16 protein-coding genes are annotated in these 17,566 nt (G+C 72.5%); 8 read left to right on the top strand and 8 right to left on the bottom strand.

Going from position 1 to position 17,566, the window contains the following annotated elements; genetic code table 11:
- The first annotated feature begins 85 nt into the window (after positions 1–85).
- Positions 86–787 carry a hypothetical protein gene (locus tag DSM112329_RS07220; protein WP_354701132.1) on the top strand — a complete coding sequence of 234 codons (702 nt, stop codon included), beginning with the start codon at positions 86–88 and terminating at the stop codon, positions 785–787.
- 56 nt (positions 788–843) lie between these two features.
- Here DSM112329_RS07220 and DSM112329_RS07215 read toward each other — a convergent pair whose 3' ends face one another.
- The 5 genes from DSM112329_RS07215 to DSM112329_RS07195 all read right to left on the bottom strand — a co-directional run bounded on the left by DSM112329_RS07215 (position 844) and on the right by DSM112329_RS07195 (position 4,700).
- On the bottom strand, positions 844–1,545 hold the full coding sequence (locus tag DSM112329_RS07215; RefSeq protein WP_354701131.1) for a MerR family transcriptional regulator: 702 nt from the start codon (positions 1,543–1,545) through the stop codon (positions 844–846).
- Positions 1,546–1,549: 4 nt separating this feature from the next.
- On the bottom strand, positions 1,550–2,461 hold the full coding sequence (locus tag DSM112329_RS07210) for a 3-keto-5-aminohexanoate cleavage protein (RefSeq protein WP_354701130.1): 912 nt from the start codon (positions 2,459–2,461) through the stop codon (positions 1,550–1,552).
- Between the two features lie 81 nt (positions 2,462–2,542).
- Complete coding sequence (locus tag DSM112329_RS07205) at positions 2,543–3,061, bottom strand: GNAT family N-acetyltransferase (protein ID WP_354701129.1); 519 nt, start codon at positions 3,059–3,061, stop codon at positions 2,543–2,545.
- A gap of 92 nt (positions 3,062–3,153) precedes the next feature.
- The gene (locus DSM112329_RS07200) at positions 3,154–3,930 is read right to left on the bottom strand and encodes an arginase family protein (RefSeq protein ID WP_354701128.1); all 777 of its coding nucleotides are present in this window, start codon (positions 3,928–3,930) and stop codon (positions 3,154–3,156) included.
- Positions 3,915–4,700 (bottom strand): enoyl-CoA hydratase/isomerase family protein, encoded by a 786-nt coding sequence (locus DSM112329_RS07195; RefSeq protein ID WP_354701127.1) that lies wholly within the window; start codon positions 4,698–4,700, stop codon positions 3,915–3,917. The genes DSM112329_RS07200 and DSM112329_RS07195 overlap by 16 nt, the downstream gene beginning before the upstream one ends.
- 227 nt (positions 4,701–4,927) lie before the next feature.
- On the opposite strand from DSM112329_RS07195, the gene DSM112329_RS07190 reads away from it, so the two are divergent.
- The 4 genes from DSM112329_RS07190 (at position 4,928) to DSM112329_RS07175 (ending at position 9,844) form a co-directional block, all read left to right on the top strand.
- On the top strand, positions 4,928–6,115 hold the full coding sequence (locus DSM112329_RS07190; protein WP_354701126.1) for an acyl-CoA dehydrogenase family protein: 1,188 nt from the start codon (positions 4,928–4,930) through the stop codon (positions 6,113–6,115).
- A 24-nt stretch (positions 6,116–6,139) separates the two neighbouring features.
- On the top strand, positions 6,140–7,774 hold the full coding sequence (locus tag DSM112329_RS07185; RefSeq protein WP_354701125.1) for a helicase HerA-like domain-containing protein: 1,635 nt from the start codon (positions 6,140–6,142) through the stop codon (positions 7,772–7,774).
- 38 nt (positions 7,775–7,812) lie between these two features.
- Entirely contained in the window at positions 7,813–8,994 is a 1,182-nt protein-coding gene (locus tag DSM112329_RS07180) for an acyl-CoA dehydrogenase family protein (RefSeq protein WP_354701124.1), read from the top strand.
- A 70-nt stretch (positions 8,995–9,064) separates the two neighbouring features.
- Positions 9,065–9,844 (top strand): metallophosphoesterase, encoded by a 780-nt coding sequence (locus DSM112329_RS07175; RefSeq protein WP_354701123.1) that lies wholly within the window; start codon positions 9,065–9,067, stop codon positions 9,842–9,844.
- A 655-nt stretch (positions 9,845–10,499) separates the two neighbouring features.
- On the opposite strand, the gene DSM112329_RS07170 is transcribed toward DSM112329_RS07175, so the two are convergent.
- From DSM112329_RS07170 to DSM112329_RS07160, 3 genes are all read right to left on the bottom strand, one after another.
- The gene (locus DSM112329_RS07170) at positions 10,500–10,829 is read right to left on the bottom strand and encodes a DoxX family protein (RefSeq protein ID WP_354702454.1); all 330 of its coding nucleotides are present in this window, start codon (positions 10,827–10,829) and stop codon (positions 10,500–10,502) included.
- Positions 10,830–11,028: 199 nt separating this feature from the next.
- Positions 11,029–12,123, bottom strand: a complete 1,095-nt coding sequence (locus tag DSM112329_RS07165; RefSeq protein ID WP_354701122.1) for a carbon-nitrogen hydrolase family protein — start codon at positions 12,121–12,123, stop codon at positions 11,029–11,031.
- The gene (locus tag DSM112329_RS07160; protein WP_354701121.1) at positions 12,120–13,586 is read right to left on the bottom strand and encodes an NAD(P)/FAD-dependent oxidoreductase; all 1,467 of its coding nucleotides are present in this window, start codon (positions 13,584–13,586) and stop codon (positions 12,120–12,122) included. Before DSM112329_RS07160 ends, DSM112329_RS07165 begins: the two co-directional genes overlap by 4 nt.
- 113 nt (positions 13,587–13,699) lie before the next feature.
- Between DSM112329_RS07160 and DSM112329_RS07155 the strand changes: the two genes are divergently transcribed.
- The 3 genes from DSM112329_RS07155 (at position 13,700) to DSM112329_RS07145 (ending at position 17,540) form a co-directional block, all read left to right on the top strand.
- On the top strand, positions 13,700–15,361 hold the full coding sequence (locus DSM112329_RS07155; protein ID WP_354701120.1) for an acyl-CoA dehydrogenase family protein: 1,662 nt from the start codon (positions 13,700–13,702) through the stop codon (positions 15,359–15,361).
- Positions 15,358–16,347, top strand: coding sequence for a carbon-nitrogen hydrolase family protein (locus tag DSM112329_RS07150; RefSeq protein WP_354701119.1), 990 nt, complete (start codon positions 15,358–15,360; stop codon positions 16,345–16,347). The genes DSM112329_RS07155 and DSM112329_RS07150 overlap by 4 nt, the downstream gene beginning before the upstream one ends.
- Before the next feature lie 92 nt (positions 16,348–16,439).
- On the top strand, positions 16,440–17,540 hold the full coding sequence (locus tag DSM112329_RS07145; protein ID WP_354701118.1) for a LuxR C-terminal-related transcriptional regulator: 1,101 nt from the start codon (positions 16,440–16,442) through the stop codon (positions 17,538–17,540).
- Positions 17,541–17,566: the final 26 nt, after the last annotated feature.

Below are 17,566 nucleotides of genomic sequence, written 5' to 3'. Positions count from 1 at the left end.
CCAGTTGGGGCGCAGCTTCCGAGTAGGGCTCGGGGTTGTCGCACCGAACCACCGTTCACAACCACACCCACCGGCAAGGGAAACCATGCGCATCTCCAGGCCAAGCCCAGCGCTTGTCGTCTCCATCATCGCGCTCGTCGTCGCGATGGCAGGCACCGCGACGGCAGCCAGCGTCCTCATCAAGAACAGCACCCAGGTGAAGGCCGGCGCCCTCAGCGGCACCGACCTCGCGAACAAGACGATCAAGAACGCCCAGCTGGCGAACAGCGCCGTCGACGGCCGTGCCATCAAGTCCGGCTCGATCGAGTCGTCGGACCTGTCCAAGAGCGTGAAGTCCTCGCTTGCGGGCGCCGGCACGTCCGCCGGGTTCACCGCCACGGAGTCGGTCCGCAAGGACGGCCCGCAGGTCAACCAGACGGGCAGCGCGACGGTCGCGAAGCTCAGCGCTCTCGCGCCGGGCACCTACGTGCTGACCGCGAAGACCGTCGTCTCGGGCGTCCAGCCCCCCGGTGCCGGCCTCGTCACCGAGCTGCTGAAGCCGAACAAGACCGCGTCGGCACGCTGCAAGCTCGACGCCGCGGGCGACAGCGACGAGAGCGTCGTTCCGATCGCGTTCCCGTTCGCGCTGAACTCGGATACGGTCACGCTGCAGCTCACCCGCACCGTCGGCACCACGACCGACGTCGTGCTCTCCTGCGAGTCCAACATCTCGTGGCGTGCCGCGAACACCAGCATCATCGCGCTGAAGCTCTCGGGCTCCACGCGCGTGGACTCGGCCGTCGGCTGATCCCGACGCCCCGGTAGTCCCGCAGTTCCGGTAGTCCCGGCGCGCGCGGTCCTCGATCAGGACCGCGCGCGCCGCAGTTCCGCCAGCAGCAGCTTGGAGTGCATCGCGCCGATGAGGGCCCGCAGCGGCTGCGCCCCGGCGGCGACGATCTCTGCGGCCCGGTCGGGGTCGACCTCGCCGGCGAAGCGGTCCAGGATGACGCGGACCTCCTCGCGCACCAGGGGCTCGAGCGCCTCCTTGTAGCGCAGCGTCTCGTAGACGGTGAAGCCGAGGACCTCGTCGTAGCCCCCGGCCCGGAAGTCCTCCATCGCCTCGATGATCGCGATGTCGTCCGGCCCGTAGCCGCGGTCGTCGGGGGTCAGCACCCCCAGCTCGGCCAGCCGCTCCAGCATCCGGGCGGGGAGGTCGTGCCGGCTCGCCGCCTCGTCCACCGCGACGCGTCCCTGCGCGTCGTCGACCGCGGCAGCCCGCTCGAGGATGCGGTCCTCGAGCTCGAGCAGGTCGCGCGCGCGGGACGGCCCGCCGGCCAGCAGGTCCTTGATGACCCGCAGCGGCATGTAGCGGTCCTCCTGCAGGCGCTTGATCAGCCGCACCCGCTCGACGTAGGACGGCGGGTAGTAGGCCATGTTGCGCGAGGTCCGCACCACGTCGGCGTCGTCGCCGAGGAGCCCCTCGCGCAGGTAGTGCTTGATGGTGCCGGCCGAGACGCCCGAGGCCTCGGCCAGCTCGCTCATCTTCAGGAGCCCATCGACGTTCACCGCGTCAGGTCCCGGTGCCGCCGGGCGCCGCCGCCAGGGCGAGCGGCACCTCCGGCAGGTGCAGCGCCGCGCGGGCCTCCTGCACGGTCGCGGGCCGGCGACCGGCGTCGATCGTCATCTGGTGCGCCTTCTCGATCAGCTCACCGTTCGAGCGGGCGACGGTGCCGTCGGGCAGGTAGAAGTTGTCCTCCAGGCCGACGCGGATCGAGCCGCCCAGGCTGAGCGCCGCGGCCACCATCGTCCACTGGATCCGGCTGATGCCGATCACGCCCCAGTGATGATCACCCTCGGGCAGGTTGTCGGCCATGGCGGCGAGGTTGCGCGCGGTCGGCGGGATCCCGCCGGTCACGCCCATCACGAAGTCGACGTGCAGCGGCGTCTTCAGGACGCCCATGTCGATCAGCGGCGCGAGCGAGCCGACGTGCCCGACGTCGAAGCACTCGTGCTCGGGCTTGATCCCCAGCTCGTTCATCACCCTCAGGAACTCGATGATCTCGGTGAACGGGTTCGCGAAGACCGTGCTGAAGACGAAGTCCTTGCGACGCGCGGAGTACTTCGCGTAGTTCATCGAGCCCATGTTCAGGGCGGCCACCTCGGGCCGGCAGGCACGCAGGTACGCCACGCGCTGCTCGAGCGAGACGCCCATCGCGCCGGTCGAGAAGTTGATGATCGCCGCGTCGCCGACCTCGGCCCGGATCGCGTCCGAGATCGCCTGGAAGTCCTCGATCTCGTACGAGGGGGTGCCGTCCGGCTTGCGGGCGTGGATGTGGATGTGGACCCCGCCCGCGTCGACGATGCGGCGCGCCTCTGCGGCATACTCGGCCGGCGTGTAGGGGATCGCGGGGCACTGCTCGCGGTTGGCGAGCGACCCCGAGATGGAGCAGGTGATGACGACGGGGTGCTCGAGCGAGCTCATGGGTGACCGGCCTCCGCTGGAAATGAGAAGTGGGAAGTGGGAAGTCCCACTCCTCACTCTCGCGCAGTCACGCCATCCGCGTCAAGCGATCGGGTGGCTCCCGGAGGGCTCCTCACCGCGCGGCGGCAGGATCAGCGCGTAGACACCGGACCATCCGGTCTGCCGCTGGCGCGCACCCTGACCCTGGAAGAAGCGCAGCGCGCGGTGGTTGTCGGCCTGGACCTCGGCCACGAGGGCGCCCATCCCCGCTTCGGAGGCGCGGTCACGGAGGTCGTCGACGAGCATGCCGCCGACACCGGCGGCCTGGACGTCGTCGCGGACGACGACGGCGATCTCCGCCTCGCCGGTCCCGTTGTCCAGGTCGACGACCCGGGCGACGCCGACGAAGTCACCCGGGCGGGAAGGGTCCTCCGCGACGAGGGCGATGTGGCGTTCGCCGTCGACCTCGGTCAGGTACCGCAGGTCGCCCTGGGTCAGCTCGTCCTTCGCCGAGTGGAACCGGCGGTAACGCGACTCCTCCGAGAGGCGGGCGTGGAAACGCCGCAGGGCGGCCTTGTCGGCAGGCGTGATTGGTCGGGTGGCAAGGGTGGTGGCAGGCATGATTGCTTCTGCAACCATGTTGCCCCGACTGCCCCGTTCTCACTGTGCCGGGGGTCACACAGCGCCGGAGCTGGCGTCCCCGCCTTCGCCCGTCAGAGCAGCGGTGCGAGCGTCTCCGCCAGCGCGTCCGTGTGGTCCGGGTGGGCGCCCGTGACCTCGACGCCGACGACCTCCGCCGCCCCGCAGACGAGGTCCAGCAGCCGGCGCAGCTGCTCGTGGTCCAGCCCCCCGGGCGCCGGGAAGTCCGACGGCAGCACGGATGGGTCCAGGATGTCGAGGTCCAGGTGGATGAACACCTTGCGCGCGTCGAGCAGGTCCGCCAGTGCGCCCGGGCGGTCGACGGTGCCGACCCCCTGGCGCTCGAGCAGCACGCGCTCGGGCCCTTCGACGTCGCGGACGCCGAACATGACCACGCGCGCCGGGTCCACCCCCGCGCCGAAGCCCGTATCCCACAGGCCGCAGGCGCCGGCGAGGCACATGCCACCCAGGAACTGCGAGCTCGAGGTGTCCGGGGTGTTGAAGTCCGCGTGCGCGTCGAGCCAGAGGACGAACGCCTCGGGGTGGTGACGCATCACGATCGGCAGCGTGGTCACGGAGATCGAGCAGGTCCCGGCCAGCAGGATCGGGACCTTGCCCGCCTCGAAGGCGTCGTCGAGCTGTCCTCCCGCCTCGAGCAGGCAGCCCCGCGAGTCGGTGAGGTCCTGCTGGTACGTGGTCGAGCGCGCCTCGCCGACCGAACCCACCGCGCGCGCCCCGAAGCGCTCACCCAGGGCGGCGGCACCGGCCATCCCGTCCGTGCTGCGGTCCGACGTCCGGCAGAGGAAGGCGACAACCTGCCGGCTGTCGTCCACGTTCAGCGGCCCTTCCATACAGGGTCCCGCTTCTCGAAGAACGCGTTCACGCCCTCCTGGATGTCCTCGGTCGAGAAGGCGATGGTGAGCTGCGAGCGCAGGTGGTCCCACGCGTCCTCGAGCGGCATGTCCTTCTGCCGCCAGAGCGCGTCCTTGCCGAGCTTCATCAGCAGCGGCGACTTCGCGGCCAGGCGCGTGGACCAGTCCTCGACAGCGGCGTCGAACGCGTCGGCCGGGACGACCTTGTTCACGATGCCGATGCGCTCCGCCTCCTCCGCGCTGATGCGATCGCCGAGAAGCAGCATCTCGGTCGTCTTCTTCTGCGGCACGTTGCGGTAGATCAGCGCGGCGATCATGAACGGGAAGACCCCGACGTTGATCTCCGGCGTGCCGAAGGTCGCCTTGTCCGACGCGATGATCATGTCGCAGGCGATCGCGAGCCCGAGCGCGCCCGCGAGGCAGTGGCCGTTGGCGGCGCACAGGACCGGCTTGCCGAGCTCGCCGATCAACGTGAACAGCTGCGGGAAGCGGGCCGTCCCCTGGTGCTTGTGGATCAGGGGGACGTCGGCGGCGAAACCGCCGAGGTTCCCGCCCGCGCTGAACGTGCTCGGGTGCGTGGACGCCAGGACGACGCAACCGACCGCGGAGTCGTCGCGGGCCTGTGCGAAGGCGGCGAGGAGGTCGTCCAGCAGCTCGTCGGACAGGGCGTTGCGCGAGTCCGGCTGGTCCATCGCGATGGTGGCGACGCCCGCCCCCGAGACGTCGTAGCGAACCGTGCTGAAGCTCATCAGAGCCAGGACGCTACAGAGGTTGCAACACGGAGCGCAGCCCGGGGGATCCCCGCGGCGACTGGCTCCGGAGCCAGTCGCCGCGGGTCCGGCGGCGCTTCTCGGCGGTGCGTCACTGCTCCCAGGGCTGGACCGGTCCGGACGTCACCCGCCCAGCGGACCTGCCAAAGCTGAAAGTGGGAAGTGCCACTGTTTACTTTGGGCCCGCTGCGCGTTACCGTCGGCGGATGACCACCGCCGAGGACGTCCTCAAGCCCGACCACGGGTCGCACCGCAAGCACTTCATCTTCACCGACGAGCACGACCAGCTGCGCGAGTCGATCACCGCCTACGCGCAGAAGGAGCTGGCGCCGCACGCGGAGGAGTGGGAGGAGACGACGTTCCCGGACTCGGTCTTCCGCCGCATGGGCGAGCTCGGGTTCCTGGGCCTCGACAAGCCGGTCGAGTACGGCGGTCAGGGCGGCGACTACTACTCGGCGCTCGTGCTCGCCGAGGCGATCGTCCACGCGCGGTCGGGCGGGCTGGCGATGGGCCTCGCGGTCCAGACGGACATGGCACTCCCCCCGATCCTCGCCTTCGGGACCGAGGACCAGAAGCAGGAGTGGGCCGCGCCGGCGATCGCGGGCACGAAGATCCTGTGCCTCGGCATCACCGAACCGGACGCGGGCTCGGACGTCGCAGGCATCAAGACGCGCGCGGTCCGCGACGGCGACGACTACGTCATCAACGGCTCGAAGACCTACATCACGAACGGCCACCGCGCCGACGTGATCGTCCTGGTGACGAAGACGGACCTGGACGCCGGCTACGACGGCTTCACGCTGTTCCTCGTCCCGATGGACACCCCCGGCGTCATCCGCGAGAAGCGCCTGCAGAAGCTCGGCATGCACGCGTCCGACACCGCGCTGCTGGCGTTCCAGGACGTCCGCGTCCCCGCGTCCACCGTCCTCGGCCAGGTGGGCAAGGGCTTCTACCACATCATGTGGGAGCTCCAGGGCGAGCGGCTGATCGGCGCCGCAGGCTCGGTGGCGGGCGCCCAGCACTGCTTCGACCAGACGCTGAAGTACGCGATGGAGCGCAAGGCCTTCGGTCGCGAGATCGGCAAGTTCCAGGTGATCCGGCACAAGTTCGCCGAGATGGCGACGAAGATCGAGACCGCGCGGCAGATGGTCTACATGACCGCCTGGCGGTTCGAGAACGGCGAGTACCCGGTCCGCGAGATCTCGATGGCGAAGCTGTACGCGTCCCGGATCGCGGTCGAGGTCGCCGACGAGTGCATCCAGATCCACGGCGGTGCGGGGTACATGAAGGAGTACGGCATCGAGCGCGTCTGGCGCGACCTGCGGCTGAACCGCATCGGCGCCGGCACCGACGAGGTCATGCTCGACGTCATCGGCAAGTCGTACGGGCTCTAGTCCGGCTCTTGTAGGTTCGCGGCCATGACGGAGTTCGTGGCCGCGATCACGCAGGCCTACGCGGCGGAGGGCGACACGATCGACCTCGGTCGCGGGGTGCACGGGGGCGTCGTCCACCCGGACGCGGCGGTGCGCGTCCCGCTGGCGATGATGAACCGCCACGGGCTGATCGCCGGGGCGACCGGCACCGGCAAGACGAAGACGCTGCAGGGGCTCGCGGAGCAGCTGTCGGCCGCGGGCGTCCCGGTCTTCGTCGCGGACATGAAGGGCGACCTGTCGGGGCTCGCGGTCGCGGGCGACGGGGGCGGCGCGGCGCAGAGGCGCGCCGCCGACATCGGGATCCCGTTCGCGCCGACCGGGTTCCCCGTCCAGTACCTGGCGCTCGGCGGGATCGGGAGCGGCGTGCCGCTGCGGGCGACCGTGAGCGACTTCGGACCTCAGCTGCTGGCGAAGATCCTGGGCGCGAACGCGACGCAGGAGCAGTCCCTGGGCCTGGTCTTCCATTACGCGGACGCGAAGGGCCTCGCGCTGCTGGACCTCTCCGACCTGCGGGCGCTGCTGACGTTCCTGGACTCGGACGCGGGCAAAGCGGAGCTCGAGGGCATCGGCGGGCTGTCGGGGGCCACGGTCGGCGTCCTTCTGCGCACGCTCGTCGGCCTCGAGGACGGCGGCGGGCGCGAGTTCTTCGGCGAGCCGGCGTTCGACGTCCTGGACCTGCTGTCCGTCGCCCCGGACGGGCGCGGCGTGATCTCGTGCCTGGAGCTGCCCGGCGTGGTGGACCGGCCCGCGCTGTTCTCCACCGCCCTGATGGGGCTGCTCGCCGAGCTGTTCGAGACGCTGCCCGAGGCCGGCGACCTGCCGAAGCCGAAGCTCGTCTTCTTCTTCGACGAGGCGCACCTGCTGTTCGACGGCGCGACCAAGGCGTTCGTGGACGCGATCGAGCAGACGGTCCGCCTGATCCGGTCCAAGGGCGTGGGCGTGTTCTTCGTCACGCAGACGCCGAAGGACGTGCCCGGGGACGTGCTGGGGCAGCTGGGCAACCGGGTGCAGCATGCGCTGCGGGCGTTCACCCCGGATGACGCGAAGGCGCTGAAGGCGACGGTGTCCACGTTCCCGCGGTCCGACTTCTACGACCTGGCGGAGCTGCTGCCCGCGCTCGGGATCGGCGAGGCGGCGGTGACGGTCCTGACCGAGAACGGCGTCCCGACCCCCGTCGTGCACACGCGCATGTGCCCGCCGCGCTCGCGGATGGCGCCGGCGGACGACGTCGCGGGCGCTGCCACCGCGTCGCCGCTGTGGGCGAAGTACGGGGTCCGGGTCGAGGGTCCCTCGGCGCGGGAGGCGCTCGAGGCACGGATGACGGCGGCGCGGGACGCGGCCGCTGCGGCCGCAGCCCAGAAGGTCGCCGACAAGGCGGCCGCGGACGCCGCGAAGCAGGCGGAGAAGGATGCGGCCGCGGACGCCAGGGGGCGGGCGCGGCAGGAACGCGAGGAGGCGGCGCAGGCGCGGCGCGCGCCATCGGGCGGCCGGCCGGGGTCAGGGTCCTCCGGAGGCCACGGCGGCGGCTCCATCGGGGACTTCCTGCAGTCGCGCGAGGGCAAGGCGCTGCAGAAGGAGGTCGTCCGCGGCGTCTTCGGAATGCTCCGCAAGCGCCTCTGACTTGAACGTTCACTCGTGTACATGAATAGGATTCAGGAATGACGGCACTGAAGGGAATCCCCTCCGCACCGACGGCCCGGCAGATGCTGCCGCCGTTCACCGCCGAGCACGAGGAGCTGCGCGAGTCGATCCGCCGCTTCGTCGTCAACGAGCTGCGGCCCGGGGCCGATCAGTGGGAGGAGGACCGCTGGTTCCCGGATGACGTGTTCACGAAGCTGGCGGCAGTCGGCTACCTGGGCCTGAAGTACCCGGTCGAGTACGGCGGCCAGGGCGGGGACATGCTGCACGACGCGGTCCTCATCGAGGAGCTCTCGCGCGCGGGCAGCGGCGGCCTGGCGGCCGGGATCGGCGCGCACATCGGGATCGCGACGCCGCCGATCTTCAAGTTCGGCACCGAGGACCAGAAGCAGCGCTACCTCGTCCCCGCGATCGCCGGCGAGAAGATCGCCGCGCTCGCGATCACCGAGCCGGACGCGGGCTCCGACGTCGCCGGCATCCGGACGAGCGCGAAGAAGGTCGACGGCGGCTGGATCGTCAACGGCTCGAAGATGTTCATCACGAACGGCGTCCGGGCGGACTTCCTGGTGACCGCGGTGAAGACGACCACCGAGGGCGGCCACGGCGGCATCAGCTTCCTGATCATCGACAACGGCGAGGGCGTGACGTCGAGCAAGATCGAGAAGATGGGCTGGCACGCGTCCGACACGGCGCTCATCAGCTTCGACGACGTCTTCGTCCCCGACGAGAACCTGCTCGGCGAGGTCGACAAGGGCTTCTACCTGATCATGGCCAACTTCCAGTGGGAGCGGCTCGTCATGGCGCTGGGGGCGGTCGCGGCGATGCAGCGGCTCTTCGAGCAGACGCTGCAGTTCGCACAGGAGCGGGCCGCATTCGGGCGGCCGATCGCGAAGTTCCAGGTGACGCGGCACAAGTTCGCGGAGATGGCGACGACGATCGAGGGCGGCCGCGCGCTCACGTACCACGCGCTGCGTCTGCACCACCTCGGGCTCGACTGCGTCCAGGAGGTGACGATGGCCAAGCTCGCCACCCAGCGCGCGGCCTTCGACCTCGCCGACGAGTGCCTGCAGATCCACGGCGGCGCGGGCTACATGGTCGAGTACGGCATCGAGCGCGCGGCGCGCGACCTGCGCCTCGGGCCGATCGGCGGCGGGACGGACGAGATCATGAAGGAGATCCTGGGCAAGACGATGGGTCTGTAGGGGGGTGTGGCAGCGTCAGGTGTCGAAAAGCGACACCTGACGCTGCCACCCTTTTTGGGACGATGCCGCGATGGCGATCGTCCAGCTGACCGACCTGCACATCGGGGCGCCGGACGGCGACCCGCCCGGGGACCTCGCGGCCGCGCTGACCGCGGTCGGCGAGCTGCGCGGGGACGCGCGGCCGGCGGCGGTGCTCGTGAGCGGCGACCTCGTGAACGACGGGACGGCCGCGCAGTACGCGGAGGTCCGGGCGCTGCTGGACGTCGTCGACGTCCCGTTGCACGTCCTGCCGGGCAACCACGACGACCGCGCCGGGCTGCGGTCGGCGTTCCCGCTCGACGTGGCGCCGGAGGACAGCGGCGGGGACCCGACGGCGCCGTACCGCTACGCCGTGGGGTGCGGGGACATTCGGCTCGTCGCGTGCGACACCGTCATCCCGGGGTCGCCGGACGGGTCCTTCGACGCTGCGCAGCAGGCGTGGCTGGACGAGGTGCTGGGGCAGGACACCGTCACCCCCACGCTCGTCGCGATGCACCACCCGCCGATCCCGGTCGGCCTGCCGGTGCTCGACCCGATGGCCCTGCCGCCCGCGGACCGCGCGGGGCTCGGCGCGGTGCTGGCCCGGCACCCCCAGGTGGCGCGCGTGGTCTGCGGACACGTGCACCTTCCCGCGGCCGGGACGGTCGGCGGCGTGGGCGTGCTGAGCGCGCCGAGCACCTGGCGGCTCCAGTTCCGCCTCGATCTGGCGGTGCCCGAGCTGCGGGTGACCGACGGGCCGGCGGGCCTGGCCGTCCACGCGCTGCTGGAGGGCCAGATCGTGTCGTTCGTCCGCACAGTCGACGCGCTCTGAGCGCCGGCGGGGGCCCCGGTGGTCCGGGTGCGGAGTGGGGGGGTGTGGTGCCGGGGGTGGCCGGCGATCGGTCATGGCCCTCCGCGGCTGGGGCGCCGCGACATCGATGTCAGCGTGGCCGTAGTCCGGCGCCGGACGCCGCTGCGGACCCTGACCGCCGGCCCACCACCCCCGGTACGGGCTGGGTGGTTGCTCGGCGGGCGGCGAGCCCGGTGAAGCCAAGGGCCCGCGCGGAGGGTCTGGCGGGCCTGACCCGTCGAATCCTCCGAGCGTCCGGCCCGGCCTGGCTGCGTGGAGAGTCCCGCGGGCCTGACCCACCGAATCCTCCGACCGTGCCAGGCCGCCGGGGCGCGGCGGCCGATGGGGTTCTGCCGGGCTGGGAGCCGTGCGATCCACCACTCGCCCGCCCCCCCGCCGGCCGCCGGCCTCCCGCCCCGCACCCGAGACCCCGCAGCCGCCCAGCGCCCACGGCCGTCAGCAGCCTGCAGTTCCCAAGCCGCCAGGTCAGGATCGGCCCGGGGCGTCAGCGCCACCGACCCCGACCACCAGGCCCTCGGAGTCAGCGCCACCGACCCGTCCCCCGTTCACCGTGCACCAGGGTTCCCGGCGTCGACCCACCGACCATGACGGCCCTTCGCGCAACTGTCCGCTTGCGTCAGTCGCGCGGGCGCGCCTGCAGCGCCGCCCAGATGAGCGGCAGCTGCAGCGGGACGCGGCCCCACATCAACAGCTTGTTGTCCATCGGACCGGGGTTCTTGCCCGTGCCCGAGTCGAGCGCCATCTGGATGTTCGCCGGCCAGACCGCGAGCAGCGTCGCCGCCGCCACCGGCCCCGCCCAGGGCGCGCGCTTCCGCAGCCCGACCGCGGTCGCGACCTCGATCACGCCGCTGACGTAGACCAACGCCTTGCGGGCCGGAAGCTGCGACGGGATCGTCTCGGCCATCAGCCCGGGCACCACGAAGTGCAGCGAGCCGACGGTGCCCATGAGGGCAGCGAGGTGGTCAGGGGCGCGGTCGCGGAGAGCCATGGGCGGCGAGCATACGTGGCAGGCACCCATGCCGCCCGTCATTCTGACGACCGATTCTGGTCGTCACCACAGCCAGAACCGGACGTCAGACGGGCGGGACGTCAGGCGCCGCGGTCTGACGACCAATTTTGGTCGTCGACACAGCCAGAACTGGACGTCAGACGGTGGGGGCCATGGCCGGCTCGAGGGCCGACCCGGACGGCAGCGGAAGCATGCCCGGCGGGACGCGGTCCGGGAGGTCCGCGCCCTCCGCGGCCGTGCCCTGCCACGGGAACGCGCCGCGGCGGCGATCCAGCGCGTACCGCGCGCGACCGGAGGCGTTCGTCGCGTACCAGACCGCGTGCACCGTCCACGGCAGGACCGGCATCCAGAACTTCGCCGGGACGGGGTTCACCGGCTGCGCGTCCGCCCACGCGACGTCCGCGCAGACGTAGCCCTCGCCGTCGGCGTACGGCAGGTGCCCGAGCGACGTCCCGGCGGCGTCGACGATCTGCGTCTCCCCCAGCAACACGGACGGCCACGGCACCCCGGGCGCGAACGGCGTCGCCATCCGGACGTCCCCGACATGGGACGGATGGACGCAGGGCACGCCGACCACACGCGCCATCCGGCCGGGTGTCTCGCGCGCGAGCTCGACCATCGTCGCGTGCTCCCGGTCCCAGAACCACGGCTTCGTGACCGCCCAGGACGGGAACGACGGGAAGCACATCCCGCCGGCCACGAGCTTCACGCGGCCGCGGAGTCGTGCCGCCGTCCGGGACCGCAGCCACTCGAACCCGTTCGCGACGCCGATCGCCCCCGCGGCGGTGTCCGCGATGCCGAGGTCCTGACCGGCCGTGTAGTTGTTGTTCTCCCACATCGACGGCTGGTCCTTGTCGTGGAAGGACACCCCGCCGTCGGGCTCGCAGACCGCGTAGGTGCCGCGGGCGTCGCGGCCGCGGACCGCCAGGTAGCCGCCGCCGACGATGCACCCGTGCTCCGCCGCGAGCCCGCGCAGGACCGCGAGCGTCGGGCCGTCGATCGGCTCGGTGACGCGCCGCATGACGCTGCCGTGGACGTTCGGGTGGTTCGCGCTCTCCGGCAGGAAGATCATGTCCGGCGCGTGCTCGCGCGCCGCCTGCCCGACGATGTCGGCGATGTGGCGCAGGTTGCGGCCGACGTCCTCCCCCACGTCGACCCGCAGCTGGACCGCGACGACGCGCTTCGTCGCCGTCCCCGCGACCGGCACCGGCGCGACCCCGGCTGCACTCATGCGGTCACGGCGGCAGGCTCGGCGGAATCGGCCACCGCTACGTCCGCCGGCGGCTCCACGGCCTTCGTCCCCGGAGTCCGCGGCGGCCATTGGTAGTCGGCCCGCTCGGACGCCGTCACCCGACCCGACCGGAACCGCGGCCGCAGCTGCTCGCGCCAGACGTCCTTGTCGATGCGCAGCTCGGTCAGCGCCTCGCGGACGATCGCGCCGCGGTCGGCCCCGGGGCGGCGCAGCGCCCGCAGCGCGTACTTGCCGCCGCGGATCGGGTTCAGGACCGCGTGCGGCGTCTGGATGCGGTCGAACATGTGCAGCAGCAGCGGCGGGTCCTGGCCGTCGAGGTCGACCAGCGCCTCCTGGATGATCGGGCTGACGCCGAACACGCGCGACTCGCGGTTGCCCCAGTGGTAGCTCGCGTTGCACTCCTTGTCGCGGCGCGCCTCGACCGCGCGCGCGGCGGCGTCGACGGCCGCAGGGTCGTCCAGGACGGGGGCACAGGCCTCGCCGAGCAGCCGGCCGAAGCGGACGGCGTCCCGGATCCCCTGCCCGATGATCGGGTCCTTGAAGTGCCCCGCGTCGCCCGCCAGCGCCCAACCCGGGCCACTCGAGCGACGGAAGAACGCGACGTTGTCCCCGGTCGACCGCAGCTTCGTCAGGTTGGTCGCGCCGCCCAGCCGCTCGCGGACCGCGGGGTTCGCGTCGAGCATCGCCTCCCACATCCCGTCGGGGTCCGCGCGGAACCGCGGGATGTCGACGGCGGGACCCATGAACAGGCAGAGCACGCGGTCGTCGGGGCAGGGGAAGATCAGCGCATGGGTGTCGCCGGAGCGCAGCTGGATCAGCCGCTCGCGCCACTCGGTACCGGCCTTCGGGTCGTCCATGTACCAGAACGCGCAGCCGCGCTCGTTGCGCGAGCCGCGGTACGGACGCTCGGCGCCGACCAGGCGGGCGACCGTGGACCGCCGCCCGTCCGCCCCGACCAGCAGCTTGCAGTCGATCTGCACGCGCTCGCCGCCGGACTCCTTGACGACGACGCCGCTGACCCGGCCGCCGGTCCACAGGACCTCCTCCAGGGAGGTGCGCTCGCGGACCTCGGCGCCCGCCTCGCGCGCGGTCTCCACGAGCGCCATGTCCAGCTGCGGCCGCGGCAGGCAGATCCCGTAGTCGATGCCGTCGACCGACGCGAAGCGCTGCAGGCAGCGCGCGCCGTCGGCCTCGACCATGCCGTGGGTGCAGCGCGGCGGGTCGTACGCGAGGACGCGGTCGAGCGCGCCGACCGCCTGCAGCTCGGCGACCGCGGACGGGAAGTTCACGTGCGTCGAGAGCGTGTCGGACGGGAACCGCGCCCGGTCGACCGCGATCGCCCGGCGACCCGCGCGGGCGAAGCCGATCGCCGTCGCGCTGCCGGCGCAGCGTCCCCCCGCGATGACGACGTCGGCGGTCTCGTGGCGATCGATCGTGGTCATGCTGCAACCGTAGGTGGGCGCGGTGACCTGAACATCGCCAGTCCGGGTCCTCCCTGTCACTCCTTGGGGTGATCCTGCTTCCCCCGCGGCCGCGCGCCGTGTTGGATCGGGACATGAGCACCATCGACGCACCGCGGTCGACCGCATCCAATCGCGGGGCGACCAACACCCCGCCGCCGCTGCAGGACTTCGACGTCATCGGGGACGACCCGGCGCTGGTCGAGGGCCTGCACGCGTTCGGCGCGCAGGCACGCGCGGAGGAGTGCTCCCGCGTCGGCCGCCGGCTCGGGTCGGCGGCGCTGCTCGAGGCCGGATTCGCGGCGAACGAGCGTCCGCCGGTCCACGTGCCGTACGACCGCGGCGGCGTGCGCAGCGACACGATCCAGTTCGTCCCCGCCTGGGACGACGTCATGCAGCTCGCCGTCGAGGCCGGCGTCGCCGGCGGCGTCTGGGCGGACATGGCACCGGCGCCGCAGGTCACGCGGGCCGCGAAGTTCATCGGCGTCGCCCAAGTCGAGGCGGGCTCCACCTGTCCGCTGGCGATGACCTACGCCTCGGTCCCGGCCCTCCGCCTGACCCCGGCCGTCGCGCAGCGCTGGGAGTCGCTGGTCACGAGCGGCTACCACGACACCCGTCCGCTGCCCTCGGGACAGAAGACCGGGGCGCTCATCGGCATGGCGCTGACCGAGAAGCAGGGCGGATCGGACGTCCGCGCGAACACGACGGTCGCGGAGCCGGCGGCCGGCGAGGGCGACGGGTGGTACCGCGTGACCGGGGAGAAGTGGTTCGTCTCCGCCGTCCACTCGGACGCGATGTTCGTCCTGGCGCAGACCCCGGAAGGCGTGAGCTGCCTGCTGGTGCCCCGCCGCCTCGACGACGACCCGGCCAACGGCTGGACGATCGACCGCCTGAAGGACAAGCTCGGCAACCGGTCCAACCCGACGGCCGAGGTCCGCTTCGACGGCTCCCTGGCGCAGCTCGTCGGCGAACCCGGGCGCGGCGTCCGCGCGATCATGGCGATGATCGGCGGCACGCGACAGGACTGCGTCCTGGGGTCGACGGCCGTCATGCGGACCGGGACGATCGAGGCGATCCACTGGGCCACGCACCGGCAGGCGTTCGGGCGGCGCCTGGCCGAGCAGCCCGCGATGACGGCCGTCCTGGCGGACCTCGCGCTGGAGAGCGAGGCGGCGACCTGGTCGGCGCTGCGGCTGGCGCACGCCACCCAGGGGGCGACGGACGGCGACGCGGCCGCTGCGGCGTTCCGGCGCCTGGCCGGGCCGGTCCTGAAGTTCTGGATCTGCAAGCGCGCCCCGCTGCACGCGGCCGAGGCGCTGGAGTGCCAGGGCGGCTACGGCTACGTCGAGGAGTCGCGGCTGCCGCGGACCTACCGCGAGGCGCCGCTGATGTCGGTCTGGGAGGGCTCGGGCAACGTGCAGGCCCTCGACGTCCTGCGGGCGATGCAGCGCGAGCCCGATTGCGTGGACGCGTTCCTCGGCGAGCTCGATCTGGCCGCGGGCGCGAACCACCGGCTGGACGCGGCCGTCGCCCAGCTACGCGACCTGGTCCGGGCCGGGGTCGACGAGGCCGGCGCCCGCGACCTGACCAGCCGCATGGCGCGCTGCCTGCAGGCGACGCTGCTCGTCCGTTTCGCGCCGCCCTACGTCGCCGACGCCTTCTGCGCCGCCCGCCTGGAGGACACCGGCGTGCTCGGCTGCCTCCCGCGCGGCATCGACGCCGGCGCGATCGTCGCGCGGCACCGGGTCCACGCGTGACCCGGGTCGTCGCGATCCAGCCGGCGCTGCAGATCGGGGACGTCGAGGGCAACCTCGCGCGCGTGACCGACCTGGTCCGCGCGGCCGCTCGCGAGCACTCGCCCGAGGCGATCTTCCTGCCGGAGGCGATGACGTCCCCCAACGCCTACGACCGGCGCATGCGGTCGGTCGCCCGGCCGCTGCTGGGCGCGCCGCTGCAGACGCTGCGGGGGCTCGCCCGCGAGTACGGCTGCCTGGTCGGCGGCGGGTTCATCGCGGTTCGCGGGGGCGACACGCGCGGCACCTACGCGCTGTGCGAGCCGGACGGCGCGATCCACCTGCACGACAAGGACCAGCCGTCGTTCTGGGAGAACAACTACTACGCGGGCGGCAGCGACGACGGGGTCGCGCCGACGTCGCTCGGCCCGATCGGGCTCGCCAACGGGTTCGAGTGGGGCCGCGTCCGGACCGCGAAGCGCCTCCTCGGCCGGGTGCAACTGCTGGCCGGCGGGATGCACTTCCCGTCGTTCCCGACCTGGGCGCTCACGCGGCCGTGGTTCATCACGCGCGACGAGCACTTCCTCGAGCAGTACTGCCGGGAGACGCCGCCGCGGATGGCGCGGATGCTCGGCGTGCCGGCCGTCCACCCGTCCCACGTCGGGCCGTTCGTGATGGAGACCCCGCTCGTCCCCGGCCTGTCGTGGCCGTCCCGGATGCTGGGCGAGACGACGATCTGCGACGCGGACGGCGTCGTGCTGCAGCGCATGTCGTACGGGGACGGCGAGGGCTACGTGGCCGCCGACGTCGACCTCGTGGACCCCGTCCCCCGCGACCCGATCCCCGACGTCTTCTGGAACGCGACGTTCCCGGTGTCGGTGCACCTGGTCTGGTACGCGGGCAACGCGCACGGCGTGGCGAAGTACAAGCTGATGAAGCGGCTGGGCCGGCACTCGTGGGAGCCGGGCCCGGACCTGCCGCAGCACACGCCGGCATCGGAGGCGCCGTAGCCGTCGCCACGGGACGGCGCTCGATGTGCCAGCACGTGCGCGGGTGGCGTGTGGTGGCACATCGAGCGCGCGGATAGGCTCGGGCGCAACCGATGTCGACCGTTCCGCACCCCGTCGCCGGGGCGCTGCCGCCCTGGCCCGACGACCCGCCCCCCAGCGCGGCGGCCGCGCTGCGCGCCGGGCTGGACGACGAGGTCGCCGACCTCGAGACGCGCGTCGCCGAGCTGACCGCCGGCGCCGCGCCCGAGCTGCGCGAGGCGTTCCGTGCGCTGGTGGAGCTGCATGAGCGGCGCGACCACGCCGCCGACGCCCACATGCGCGACCGGCTGCAGGTGCTCGCCCGGGTGCACACGGCGCTCGCCCACCTGCGGCAGATGCCGAGCGCGGAGGCCATGATCGCGGCCGCCCCGCGCTCCGTCTGCGAGGCGTGCGGATTCGACCGCGCCGTCCTCTACCGCGTGCGGGGCAAGGAGCTGCTCGCCGAGGCGTTCCACGTCGAGGGCGACCCGGACAGCGCCGCGCGCCTGCTCGCCTTCAGCCGCGAGCATCCCGCCGGGCTCGTGACCCAGGCGCTGGAGACGGAGATGATCCGCCGCCGGCGACCGATGGCGATCCAGCAGGTCGTCGGCAACCCACGGGTGTTCGCGGAGCTCGCCGCGGCCTACGACACCCGTTCGTACGTGGCGGCGCCGATCATGCCCGAGGGCCGGGTCATCGGGTTCATCCACGCCGACCACCGCCTCAAGCCGCGGCAGGTGGACGAGTTCGACCGCGACGCCCTGTGGGCGTTCGCGGAGGGGTTCGGCTACGCGGTCGAGCGGGCGCGACTCACCGACCGGCTGCGCGCCCAGGGCCAGGAGCTGCGGCGGCTGCTCCAGCGCACGGAGGCCGTCGTCGCCGAGTACCTGGACGCCGAGGTCGAGCTCGTGAGCGGCAGCTCGGAGGGCGCGTCGCGGACCACGGCCGCCCTGGTCCCGGAGGTCGACGACACGATCGCCGGCGGTCTGTCCAAGCGCGAGCTCGAGGTCCTCGCGCTGGTCGGCGGCGGTGCGTCCAACGCGCAGATCGCCGCGCGGCTCGTCATCACCGAGGAGACCGCCAAGTCCCACGTGAAGCGCATCCTGCGCAAGCTGGGCGCGTCGAACCGCGTGGAGGCGGCGACGATCTGGCTGCGCGCACAGCCACCCCGGTGAAGCAGGCCCGGCCGAACCTTCGCGTC

It is taken from the genome of Paraconexibacter sp. AEG42_29, assembly GCF_040581415.1.
Classification (GTDB): domain Bacteria; phylum Actinomycetota; class Thermoleophilia; order Solirubrobacterales; family Solirubrobacteraceae; genus Paraconexibacter.
Note: the sequence above shows the minus strand (reverse complement) of the source record. Positions and strands in the feature narration are given on the sequence as shown.